11 protein-coding genes and 2 pseudogenes are annotated in these 12621 nt (G+C 48.1%); all 13 read right to left on the reverse strand.

Going from position 1 to position 12621, the window contains the following annotated elements:
- Positions 1 to 8 precede the first annotated feature (8 nt).
- Positions 9 to 479, reverse strand: a complete 471-nt coding sequence (locus tag EB241_RS17275; protein ID WP_124234341.1) for a Mov34/MPN/PAD-1 family protein — start codon at positions 477 to 479, stop codon at positions 9 to 11.
- Positions 472 to 2205: a ThiF family adenylyltransferase gene (locus EB241_RS17280; RefSeq protein WP_124234342.1), complete on the reverse strand. Its 1734-nt coding sequence runs from the start codon at positions 2203 to 2205 to the stop codon at positions 472 to 474. The genes EB241_RS17275 and EB241_RS17280 overlap by 8 nt, the downstream gene beginning before the upstream one ends.
- Positions 2202 to 3245, reverse strand: a complete 1044-nt coding sequence (locus EB241_RS17285) for a nucleotidyltransferase domain-containing protein (RefSeq protein WP_124234343.1) — start codon at positions 3243 to 3245, stop codon at positions 2202 to 2204. The genes EB241_RS17280 and EB241_RS17285 overlap by 4 nt, the downstream gene beginning before the upstream one ends.
- A 426-nt stretch (positions 3246 to 3671) precedes the next feature.
- Positions 3672 to 4355 carry an N-6 DNA methylase gene (locus EB241_RS17290; protein ID WP_124234344.1) on the reverse strand — a complete coding sequence of 228 codons (684 nt, stop codon included), beginning with the start codon at positions 4353 to 4355 and terminating at the stop codon, positions 3672 to 3674.
- A gap of 117 nt (positions 4356 to 4472) precedes the next feature.
- Positions 4473 to 5408 (reverse strand): DUF1281 domain-containing protein, encoded by a 936-nt coding sequence (locus tag EB241_RS17295; RefSeq protein ID WP_124234345.1) that lies wholly within the window; start codon positions 5406 to 5408, stop codon positions 4473 to 4475.
- A gap of 106 nt (positions 5409 to 5514) precedes the next feature.
- Entirely contained in the window at positions 5515 to 6576 is a 1062-nt protein-coding gene (locus EB241_RS17300) for an ArdC family protein (RefSeq protein WP_124234346.1), read from the reverse strand.
- Between the two features lie 72 nt (positions 6577 to 6648).
- Entirely contained in the window at positions 6649 to 7263 is a 615-nt protein-coding gene (locus EB241_RS17305; RefSeq protein WP_124234347.1) for a hypothetical protein, read from the reverse strand.
- 107 nt (positions 7264 to 7370) lie between these two features.
- Positions 7371 to 8369, reverse strand: a complete 999-nt coding sequence (locus EB241_RS17310) for a hypothetical protein (RefSeq protein ID WP_124234348.1) — start codon at positions 8367 to 8369, stop codon at positions 7371 to 7373.
- Between the two features lie 137 nt (positions 8370 to 8506).
- Positions 8507 to 8845 carry a hypothetical protein gene (locus EB241_RS17315; protein ID WP_124234349.1) on the reverse strand — a complete coding sequence of 113 codons (339 nt, stop codon included), beginning with the start codon at positions 8843 to 8845 and terminating at the stop codon, positions 8507 to 8509.
- Positions 8846 to 9205: 360 nt separating this feature from the next.
- Positions 9206 to 9793: a hypothetical protein gene (locus EB241_RS17320; RefSeq protein WP_124234350.1), complete on the reverse strand. Its 588-nt coding sequence runs from the start codon at positions 9791 to 9793 to the stop codon at positions 9206 to 9208.
- Positions 9790 to 10692: an integrase domain-containing protein gene (locus EB241_RS17325; protein WP_199737383.1), complete on the reverse strand. Its 903-nt coding sequence runs from the start codon at positions 10690 to 10692 to the stop codon at positions 9790 to 9792. The genes EB241_RS17320 and EB241_RS17325 overlap by 4 nt, the downstream gene beginning before the upstream one ends.
- A gap of 1411 nt (positions 10693 to 12103) precedes the next feature.
- Positions 12104 to 12457, reverse strand: a pseudogene (locus tag EB241_RS17335) (hypothetical protein); the annotation flags it as partial.
- Between the two features lie 14 nt (positions 12458 to 12471).
- Positions 12472 to 12621: pseudogene (locus tag EB241_RS17340) on the reverse strand (IS3 family transposase); the annotation flags it as partial.

The following is a 12621-nucleotide window of genomic DNA, read 5'->3' on the forward strand; positions in this document are numbered from 1 at the left end:
TCTTCTCCTCAGAATTCCTGTCGCAAAATATTTTCACCTTCAAAATAGTAAAGCGCGTTTTTCTCTGTTCCAATTATTATAAAAAAAAGCCTTTGTACAGGATTCCGTAACCTACATTGTTTCCAGTCCCTTATATCAATGTATGAAGCGTGGGGATTTTTTTCAGGATGTGTATGCCACGTACCAAAGTAAATCAATTGACCTTCAGAATCATTATACAAGCGATCAACAATACGCTGATGCTCGGGATCTCTGAGAGTAAAACTCATTCTTGAACATCGATCTTCTTTTTGTGGTACCGTGATTTCAACTAATCCGTAACGTTCAATCTCAAGTTCTTTGTCGCCAACGAGCACTCCAAATGCCTCTGGATCCATTGGTTTAAACTGTCGAAACCCCTGCCAGATCCCAATCACTTTTTTTGAAATGTGGAGACAAAAATGTTCGGTATCAACAATTAGCGCATCAGCATTATCCATTGCAGATATCACACTCTTCATTGAGCAAGGGTAGCACTTCTAATATACGGGTAAATGCGTAATACCTTCCGCTTAATTTGAATCCATTTGCTATCGCATCCTCAGGACTCCCCTTCCAGCTCACTCTGGATGATTCTCGAATCTTATTAAGAAGATATTTTACTCCGAGATTAGCGGTGATAAGAGCAGTCTGAGTTGAGGCTATGTATGAATATGGTAGGAACGCATCTCCACATCCAGCATGGTTTTTAGTCAAATCTTGATTCGGAGCCAAAAAATTCAAGTTTGAAGCCAATCCTCTTGAAAAATCAGCTGGATCAACATATGAACAGCGTAAGCATCCTTTTGTTCCTGGGATCGCCAGAACGGCGTGCCCACCTATGCCATACCCTTCAACCCATGTGTTAATAACTGGGATATTAATCTTTTCTTTAATCAAATAATCATGAAACAATCGTTCCTGGGTGGGAGATCCTATCGCTATGATGATAAGATCATACTTCATCAGTAAGTCACGACGTCTCAAATCAAGTAGTTTACCAGTGTAACTTCCAATTTCGAGCCATGGATATTTACTGGTAAGACTGTGCCACAATGCACTCGGTTTATGGAATGAGACATACTGAGGTGGCAGAATGTGACGATAAATATTATTCAGGGAAAGGGTATCTGGATCATATAAATCTATATGACCAACGCCAGAGGCTGCAAGTTTATCTGCAATATCTCCCCCAACAGAACCACATCCAACAAGCATAACTTTTTTGCTAGTAAGGGATTGTTCCGCTCCACTCCTTGGCATAATCCTTTCTTTATTAAAAGTTAATACGATGACCGGTTCAAGCATCCATTCGGCCATATGTGAATGCTTAAAAGGCAAGGTTTTTCGAGCCTTGCTGGAGTTCTTTTGGGAGAAATGGATTCCAAACCATGTGATTCCAGAGGGAGTTTGGGCATTAAAGACTAGCCAAAATTCATGTGATCGCTTTTGAGCAAATTTTTGAGTTAGTTTTATTTGAATATTCGTCGGTAGATCTGACAGCAGGTCTAGATACCAGTCAGTAAGTTCATCTTTTTTCCATGGAGCAGGTTTTGTCACGCTCAACGGTACGACGAACCCGTTACCTTTTGCAGCCTGGCGATCTTGTAGAAGCTGATTGATAGGTGAAAAAATATTATCCGGGACAGCCCCCTCCGCATACCCTAAATGATATTTTCCCAAACCTACGCTGCCTTTTCTCGGCTTCAGAACGCACAACTCTTCTGGTGTTTCGCTTTCAGTTAAACAGAGAAAGGGGGTTGTGTCCGGCTCAACGATATTCAACCAGCCAGCTTCAAATTCCCGAAGTAATTCCTTTGTATTCCATTCACTATCGGTTAAAGCCTGACTTAATAAAGAGACATGACGTTTTAGCGATTCTTCGAAGGCTAGCTCAGGGCACTCAAAATTCACTGATACTGCGTCTGGTACATTCACACAAATGCTTGCAAATTTGCTTTCAGGATAGAACGCAGTGTGCGCAAGCCTGGGCAATGTTAATGGATCGGCCAGGAGAAAACTGGGCATTTTTGTGAGTTCAGGAACAGCGATATGCCAAAGAGTAACTGGCATATCGTTTATCACCAGTTCGACGGTTAAAAATCCGACCTCTGCCGTCTTTGATGGAATTGCGGATACCTTGTATCCGCATTCATTCAAGTGAGCCAGGATGACTGAATAATTCATGCGCCTTGCGATGTCCCCACTACTCCGGCAGATGCGAAAACAGTTTTAACAGCAGCTGACGATGCAGATGATGTTTCAGCGCACTCAGGAAAATCTTCACCGAATACACTTCGCAGCAACTCGCACTGTTTGGACTCTTGCTCTTCATCAGCAACCTTATCCAAGGTTTTCAACAGTGCGCTCAGCTTATTGCGAAACTGTGTTCCCGTGACGATACTGCTGCTATGAAAAATATCTCTGTAGGGGCTCACTGGAAGCGTAACATTAACACTATATTTATCTACACCAACCTGAGTGAAATAGCTACGATAGTTAAGCATGTGGTTGATCGTCTTTCTCAGTGCAGTGAGGTCATCTGGAAAGCCTTCATCGTTGATGGAGGAGTCGAAGGATTCCTTGACCATGACCGCGATACCAATTGAGTGGACTTTACGGCGTACATCATCGCCAAATGTAAAATTTCTCCAGCGCTTGAGGTATCTGACAATACGCCGAAACTGGTCATGCTTATTCGAACCATAAGTTTCATTAGCGTCATAATTATTCACCCAATCGATAAGTTCACGTGGCGCTGCTCTGGCCCACTCACGATTATCCTCATCTGAATGTCTCTTGCCAACGGCTAGTTCGTACTGCCCGTTATCATACTTGCGGTAAATTGGGATATCGATATGAAGGTCATCAGCCTTGTAATCCGCAGTCACACAAGGTTTTTTGATCTTAGCATTTTTAAAACCTCGGTCTTCCAGCACTTCAAGAACTGCAAGCTTGGGGGTTATCGGGTTTTCTGGAGCCAGCTCCGCTTCGATTACGATTGCACGGTCAATATCGAAATCCTGCCCTTTTTCCCGGATACCCGTGAAGGTCGCCAAAGATCCTTGAATGAAATCCTCAATGACCGGATATCCATCCTCTTTGAATCGTTCAACGATATCGGCAGTAATGCTATCGTCCTTGAGACGGGCCGTCGTGTACTCTAGGTCTTTTCTTCCTAACTTGATAGCATCATGAAAATTCTTAAATTTATTTTGAAGACTCATATTGACCCCGCATTTGTTGTGAACAAAGCTAAGCTGGGGATGTTTCGCTTGATTTCAAGCCCCAGAGGGAAATTTAATCTTAATCTGATTTACATGGTGAATAATTCACATCTCTGACGGTTATGCTACTTCCAAATCGACTTCATTTGAACCATCTTGAATCGCAATATTATTGCCAGGCCGCAGTAAGAATGACTAAAAAGGACAGAGTTGCTCCAAACCAAATGTTAGATAGTTAGGCGATTCCTGTTCCTAAGACAATTATACCAGTGGGTTATAACGAATGAGGAGAAGGCTCTGCTCTAAAGCGGTTCCTCAGACACAGAGAGAGCTTATAGGATTTGACCGGCTCTGCAAAAGCCAAGGCGGCATCGGCCTAAATACGGGACATAAAAAACGCTCCCGGGCGGGAGCGCTATGGTGTAATTATGCGACTTTTTTTCGCAGTGAATGCAGACGGAGCGACCAGTTACCGAGATAATGGCCCGGCGTCAGCAGTACCCGCCGCCGTTCATCACACAATGCGTTGCCAATGACGACCTCGCCGGCCACGCCGCAGAGTGATAACTGGATGTAGGCCATGCCAGCGGCCAGCGGATCGATATCCGTCGCGGAAACCCACAGATAGCGGTGTGACGCATAGCCTGCCTGGTTAAGAGCATCGGCAAAAGCCAGTACCATGCAACCGGCACCGCAGGCAGGCTCGCTGAGAGTGATGAAAGGCTTTTCATCAAACATAGCCTTCACATCCCCCAGTTGCAGCTGCGCCATCATTCTGGCCACATCCCAGGGGGTGAAGAACTGGCCGCGATACTTATCGCCCAGTTCCAGCTGCATAAATACGTTACCCAGAAAATCACAGAACCCATTCTGCAGCCCGTTAACCACATGAGCCAGCAGTTGCGCCATACGGACAACATCCGGCTTTTCATAACCACCGATTATTCGAAGATATTTAGCTTCTCGCTTTTCGCTGAAACAGAGACGGTTCTCCAGCGCAATAACGCTGCAGCTGACAAAATCTTCGAATACCTTATGGCGGTGATAGTATCGTGCGGTCTGATTAAAAAGTGAGATAAACGCTTTTTCATGATCAATTAAACCGGTCATACGCATTCTCCATAAAAAAGAGGAACACGTATCCCGGGCAGGAGAACAGTGTTCCCCTGAGGGTAAAAAAGCTGCAGCCGGTGAAGGCTGCAGCGCGGTTAAATGGTCAGAAACCGGTTATCCACGGACTTCGCTGTAACCAGCCGTCTCTGGTCCAAGATGCGGTTGTTCACTACTGACCAGATACAGTGCCGGAGCGGGCGGTAGCGTTTCCGCCGGCAAACCCTGGTGGCCATCCACATGCGCCCCAAGGTCATAACAGTCATAACCACTGAGACCGCTGACCGGTTCGCTGTACGTGTGCCTCACTTCGCACTCAAAGAGAGCGGAGATAACGGCCACCACCTCACCTGACGGTGGATACCAGGGTGAATCCAGCCGCAGCGTTAGCCCGTTAGCAGCATGACGGTGCAGGTTTACATTATGCCCGGCTGGCCACTCCATACCGTAAATACGGCTGTAGAAGCTGACCGTGGTGGATATTCCCGCCAGCAGCCCACTGGAGCCATTAAGCTCAGTGGCCAGCCGCGTCGGAATAACCATCAGCATATCGCAGGGCTGCGACCGTTCCGGGTATTCCCGCAGACGCTCCCAGCAAACCACAGCATCAGGCTCATCGCTCATGCCAGCCAGACCGAACCAGTCCGCATACTGCTTTTTCATCAGCGTCGCCATGATGTCCCGTGACGCCTGAGGGATATTTTCCCACTTCAGCGCCCCAAGGCCGGACTGGTGATACAACCGGTCAATCCGGCGTATTGTCTCCGTATCCAGCGCCACGTCTTTCTGCAGCATTTCCAGCCACTGCTCAAACGCAAGGTTAGCGGCCGTCGACTGCCCGACACCATGCCGAACCAACCCCTGAAAGGGGGCATACGAGACGGTTCGCACCGGTTTCAGTATCCCCGCGCACCCGGCCAGGAACAGCTGTATGCTCTGCAGTATTGCGTGGCGATAACGCGGCGTATCTGCGCCATTTATCCACTGCAACAGCACATCGATACAGACAGATTTACCGGTAATTTCAAAACGGTTCTGGCACCATTCAGACATAAGTTGATACTCCTCTTTTCAGTAAAAAAAAGGGCATCATCCCGTGAGGAACGATGCCCTCACGGGAGGGTGACGATTGTATTACTGCCGCCACCCGGTGGATTTGTTACGCCGTCTCAGCCTGAAGGCTGAGTGGCGCGAGTAAATATTCCGACGCTTCCCGGGCCTGCCGGCAGGCGCTGAACAGCGCCTTTTTGTCGGACTTCAGTTTTGACAGCCATCCGTCAATATAACTTTCATGCTGCAAATCACCGGTTATCCCGAGATGTGCGCACAGAAAAGCACTGCCGATTTCAGCTATCAGTTCCTCGATGGCATACACCGGGTCGCCGAATTTCTTTGACGCCCGCGTTATCCCTTCACGGTTCAGTCGCTTCGCATGGCCACTGGCATGCACCAGCTCGTGAAGCACCGTTGACCAGTAATCACCCTCAGCATCAAACTGCGATGTCAGTGGCAGCACTATCTGGTCTGTGGCGGCACGGTAATACGCCCGATTCTGCGGTCTGGGTGAAAACTGCACGCCGGTGGCGTTCACCACCGACAGAACCTGCTGCAGCTGTGCCGGACTGACGCCAGCGAAATCCTCCTGTGGACGGATGGCTGTGGCAGTGCCACGCACCTGGTCGGGAAGATCTGCACACTGTTCGGCATTGAACAGCGGAAACTGACGCAACATCGGCACCGTTTCCATCTGCGGCTTACCGTCAGCATCAAACAGCTTATTGCCGTTGCTGTCTTCTGCCTGCTTTGACCAGTCGCGGTATATCACCGCAAGCGTGGCGGTTTCGCCCTTGCGAACCTGACCTCCGGCCTCCTGTGCCTGGTTGTATGTCAGCCAGCGGTCGCTGGTAAAACCGCGCTCTTCAGCCGCCAGCCACAGCAGCAGAACATTCACGCCGCGGTAGTCCCGGCCGGTTAGTGCGTTGACCGGCATCAGGGTGTTTATCCCCTGCTGCGCATTTCGCCACGGCCGTCGCCAGGGGGGTATACCGTTTTCCAGCGCGACAATGATCCGGTCAGTGACCAGACGGTAAATATCGCCGCCGCCAGTAAGGGCATTCGTCGCGACCGTTCCTGCCTGGCGACGTTTGCCGGAGGAGGAGGTTTTGCGTGCCGCCGGCTTTTTACAAACCGTGGCAGTGGTCTTGCGTTTATTCGTTTTCATAGAGCACTCCTTAAAACTGGTGTGCCCCTCCCCTGCAGGCGTGAGGCACGCCGCAGGCGGGTGGTAGTAAAATCAGGCGTTCAGCAGCAGCGCCCCGTCAGGTGAAACACATTCTGTCCGGCGTTGCAGATGATGAGCGGCCACCAAAAACCGGTGATGATCCGCAAGCCTGGCATGACGACACGCGACGGGATGAACATCCTGAAGCAGCCGTCGCGCAGTCATACGCCAGCACTTCAGCTCGCTGCGGCTGCTGCAGGCACCTAAATGCCCGGTGGCCGTTACATGCAGCCTGTCTGTCAGATCCCGGTAACCAGCCACCGGCACATAACGCCGCTCTCCGCTGTATACCGCGATATCGTTATCTGAAAGCATCAGTGTCAGCTGATGATTATTCGTCAGCATGTCCCATATATGCCCTTCCGTCAGGACGAGAGGTTTAGTGAAAACAGCATTGTCGACCAGCACAGGGGCCAGCGTAGCCCATCCCTGCTCCCTGTCGGGATGACAGCCATCGGCAAACGCCTGGTGCCGTAACTGCTCTTCACGTCCGGGGGCTGAACGGAAACGTTCGCCATCCTGAACGGACAAAGACACGGTTACGTCACAGGTGAGTACCACAGGCCTGTCGCGACTTAAGGACTCGGTCAGAACAGCTTTCAGGTCTTTTCCGTAAAAACGCAACATATTCGCGCTCCTGAAAGACAGGGACCTCCGGCAGGAAGGTTCCCTGCCGGGTTGGTGTTATTCAGACGGCGTTACAGCACCGCTAAAGGATTAAAACGAACCAGCGCTCACCAGATCGCAAACAGAAAAACGCTTTCCCGCTCCATGTCCAGCGTACGGATACAGTATTCCGCCCACACGGCAATCAGCTGCAGCTCGGTACAGAACATCTCCCCGTAGGTCGGATCGTTGTTGTACGACGAGAACCAGCCGTTGCGGATGTCATCGCGCAGTAATGCGAGATGATTGCGGGACAGAAATATCGGTTCCTGATCCGGAACGCGTTCCGCATAGTCCGGCATTTTGACGCTGACCCAGTAAAGCAGAGCGTCTAAACCACTCAACGTCACCAGATCAGCGGTACTGGAGCCTAAAACGAGTTCCAGCGAAAGGGCTTCCGGATCGGCTGAAAGGCACGCCCGGGGTTCATACAATCTGAACTCCAGAGCGGCAATATCCTCCCACTGCTCGCGGGAGAGATTTATTCCCGCGCTCAGCGTCAGACTGCCGGCAATAGCCTGTTCAGTCAGCCGGGCATTTTCCTGCGAAAACGATGTGGCATACTGCACCGCATCAGGGAGTTCCCAAGCTGAGAACTGGTCGTCACGGGCCCGGTTCAGGATGGCCAGAGGCAGCGCCCATGAACAGGCTCCTGCTGTGGAATGAACAATAAAATGTGCAGCACAGATATTATGAAGCGCCAGCATTACCATGCGGGTAAACAAATCTACCGACATCTGATGCTCTGTTTCAATCTCATCCACGCTCAGGACATCCCGGGTACGCTCACGCGATATGGTAATGATACGATGCCTGTAACCTTCGCCCGTTTTACCGCTGAAGACCAGCTCGTCAGCTTTTGGAGTACTGTCGGGATGGAAAAGTGAGAAAGCACCGGTTTGCTCATTGTTCCGGCGCGGATTCACCGGCCGCATGCAGCATGGCAGGCAGTGGTATATATCGATAATCGCTGAGGTAAATTTGTTCCAGGTCTCGACCGGAACGGTACTCCGCTGCTCGATAGTGTAAACAACAGGGTGGCCTGCTGGTAAGAAACGTTCAGTCATGGATAAATCCTCTTTAATAGTTAACAAAAAGGGGATTTATCCCCCGGACGGGAAATAAATCCCCGTCAGGGTGGGTCACAGACTACAACTGTTAAGCTGACATCAACTGCTCAGATATATGAGGTAATGGATGGCTGTTATGGCTGGAAGCGATAACGGAAATGAGCAAGATGCTCGGCCTGTCTGCACGCAAGCCGGTAAGCTTTGCGGCGTCCGGCATTTTCAGGAACCGGTACAGCTAAACGAGAATAAACATATTCACCGCTGTGCCAGCCTCTGCGTAGCGTGAGCCATACCCGCAGCCCCTTCTCTGTCGACGCGACATGAGCGCGAACGACAAAATTACCAGGCACGTTGGTAAACCACTTGCTGTCATGGGGTAACCGTCTGCCCCGGGTTATTCGCTGAATGACCGTTTTTAAGCGATAAGGCCAGTGAACAATGAGGGGAAGTGCTAAACCGGATGATTCGGACATCGTGTTTCTCCTGTAAAAAAAACGGGAAACACCTGCCCGATCGGGAAGATATTTCCCGTCGGGGAGTCAGAAACGACATTGTTCTGACTGTCTGGTTAGTTTAAGAAACCTTCATCGTCGCGTCATAGTGCGCTTGTACTGACGATATCTGCTTCCAAAGGTGCGCAGATGTACCACATTCAATATGCTCTCCCTTTCAGGCTGGGGGAGATTTCTTTGCAGTCACCCGAAGGCGTTTCTCACAGACTGCTGAAACATTGGTGGTCGCTTAAGCGACAGGTTAGCGTTTAAATAATAAGCACACCCGCAAGGTGATTTCAAGTCACCGTCGCCTATTGTGAGCGACGGTGACAAACGTCTTCAGTCATCATACGGAGACGGTACGTCGGGTTGATTATCATTACGCACATAAACACGTCCTGTACACGAAGCACCACCCATCGTCTGCCAGCCCCACTCAGGCTTTACTGCGCCCCCTTCAACAAGGTGGTGGAGCCGATGAATATTACTTTTAACATCGCTGATCCATTTGTCAGGGTTTTCCAGCCAGAATTTTCCTTCGCGATATCGACTGAACGCATCCCGACATTCAGCTATCATATTTTGTAGCAATTTTTTGTACGCATCTGGTCTGGCAACCTGAATAATCTCATGCATATATTCACCCAGACGGCCGCCACAGTATTCATTCCAGTTATCATGAAAATCCAGTGTTTGTGAATATTTTTCCTCTTCATAAACAGACTCAGTATTAAAGATGGTTTTAAGTAATTTCTCTCCATTATCCTCTGCGATGGTATCTTCTGCACCATCAATACGGGGAAGTTCAAAATGTAACAATTGCAGATATGCGCACAGGACATTCAGTTCGTGAAATGTCAACATTGTACGCACACCATAAAACTTATGCGAGCGGGAATACTCATGCTCTAACTTATAAACATTCATTCATCCAAACCTTCTTTAAAATACACTTGCTTTATATAACGTCCTCGTCCATCTCCATGACCTAAATCCATCGATACTAAAGCCTCCGCTTCATTCCGGCTCATGCCATTATTGACATGAAAATTCACAGCATCTTTTGCATACGCATAGCGCAAAGAATGCGGCGCATTCTCCCCTGTCATTCCGGCATCGCGAAGAATATTACGATAGCGTTCTATTGCAGTATGCAAGGTTGGCTTGTTGATAAGTTTCCCGTTATTATTGTCACAATACGTAATAGCTTTATTTAAAAGCGTCAGAACTTTTTCCCTGTCAAAAACTGTTGTCTCTCTCGGACGCCCACCTTTTGTTCCGAATACAACCCGGACACGTTCATTTCCACTTAAAAGCGACTGCTGCCACGTTTTTAATGATTTAGCTGACTGAACAGTTTCTTCAGTTCTAAGTCCAATATAACGAGCCAGTTGAACCGCGAGGGCCACACCTTCGTCTTTTTTCATTGCATAATTAATAACCTCACGAAGCGTGTCGTCAGATATTGCTTTTTTAGTACCATCCCGGCTTGCATCAGAAATTCCCAACGCTTTGTTGCTCAATAATTCATGCTGAGGATTTGCCAGTTTATTTCTTCCGGCAACAGACATGATAGAACGTACAGCCGCCATTTCGTTTTGCAATGTCCGATTTGATATTTTTTCTGCCTGTCGACTCTGGATGTATCTCTGAATATGGACAGTCTTTATATGCTTTGCATCCCTGATCTGAATATTTAACTTCGCCAGCCGTTCAGAGAATCGTTCGGCAATTCTTGAACGGTCTGCAACAGTTTTAAAACTACCCTGCCCCTGACGCGCAAGCGTGACGAGCTGTTTATCAAGTTGCTTACTGAATCTGGACATTCTTATATCTCCCTGTGGCATACACAACCTTCTGCTTTCTACAAAACAGACGGATCTGTACCCCATGATTTCATCCCCGACGACACGGTTACTTTTGCGCTTCCTGCGTCTCAGCTGATATCTGTGCATCGGGGCGGCGAAATGTTGAGTTCTTGCGAGGCACCGCAGGTCTCTGACCTGTTTGCTGCTAATGCAGAGCTGACGTTCGTCAAGCTGCCTCCAACACTACCTGCGTAGTGTCGCCATCGATATCGAGCCGATTTTCTCCTTATTAAGTTTGAGACGTTCAGACGGGTATTCCGTCGTGCAAACGTTGATGTGAAGACGTTTTCTCTCCGAATAACACGGACTACGTGTGTGTCAGATGGTACGAAAACGATGAAAACCACGCTGTGCGTGTGTTTGAATGGTATGCGCTGCGCGCGTCACTTGGTGTTCGCTTCGCTTGCACACAAGTGACGCCGCGCAGTTTCGTGCTCGTAATGCAACGCCGTAAGCGGCCAAATGTTCCAAATGGCCTTATCCGGTCGATGCAAAAGTCGTACGAAACTCAGGACGTATCACTGAAGAAACGAAATGTTGATGCGACTTCCACAGACGACATTCGTCTGACTGGAAGTGGCCAGCCCGTTGTGCAACACCCGAACCGGTGTGCAGCTGAGCAAAGAGAAAGAAACCCTCATCGCCACGTCATAGTGCGCTTGTATTGACGATATCTGCTTCCAAAGGTGTGCAGATGTACCACATTCAATATGCTCTCCCTTTCAGGCTGCGGGAGAATTCTTTTGCAGTCACCCGAAGGCGTTCCTCACAGACTGCACGGAACATTGGTGGTCGCTTTCGCGACAGTAGCCACCCGAAGGCGCTCCTCACAGGCTACAGGAGCATTGGTGGTTGCCGAAGCAACGTTACAGCGCTATAAATACTATCAACCAAGTATTGGGTCGTCAAATGCTAAACAAAAACATCAGACAATAACCAGAAAAATAATTAAAGGAGTGTCGGAGAAATGGAAAATATACAGTTTTATTTTTATAATCAATGCCCAAAATGCGATAAAACAAACGAATTAGAAATAACAAAATGGCATGACGCATCTTGGACTTTTTATGATGGGAAAGAATATATTACGGAACTAAAAAACAAGTAAAACTTAAAAATAGATTAGAAGAACTATTTCCCACTTCAAATGATAGATCTGATGAAACCAAACACTACCATATATCAAACCTAATACGCCTAGATGGTAATATGGCAACCCATGAAATTACCAGCATAGATAAGAACGATGCAAGAAAAACTTTAGACTCCACTGAGTATTTTATAAATCAAATATCATTATGCAATGATTTTACTTTAAAATAACAAACGAAAAATATATGACTGGCAGGATATATACCCTGCCACATATTTAACGTTTGGCGCCTATTGCCACATCTTTAATATTCTTCATTAACTGCTGAAGGCTGTCACTTGCCAGTCTTTTTTGTGACGATGAACTATAGGTAATATAAAGTCGACTTCCTGCACCATTTTTCTCAACCTCTATGGTAAGGTGATCATCCTGATCTCCCCAGTCAGATCCCATTTTATAATAACTTCCAGGCATCGCTTCCCATTCCTGGCCATTACCGGTTATTGCGCTTGCGACCCAGGCACCATTAGTATTTTTCTTCTTGATAGAATCCACTTCTTCATTGGAAACGAACTTATAATGGCGTTTAAGCCTTGCCGCTGCTGTATCCACGTCAACAGGCAAATCATATTTATTTGTAGTGGTCAACTAAAACTGGCCACGGTTTTAGAGTTTTTCCAGAACAATCGCTCTGATTCATTCGGCGTCAGACCTCCATTATATTGATGAGGTCTGAGCTGGCTGTAATATCCCGTGATGTAATTCGTTATCGCTGTGCTGGCTTCGCTAAAATT

The organism is Erwinia psidii (assembly GCF_003846135.1).
Lineage (GTDB): Bacteria > Pseudomonadota > Gammaproteobacteria > Enterobacterales > Enterobacteriaceae > Erwinia > Erwinia psidii.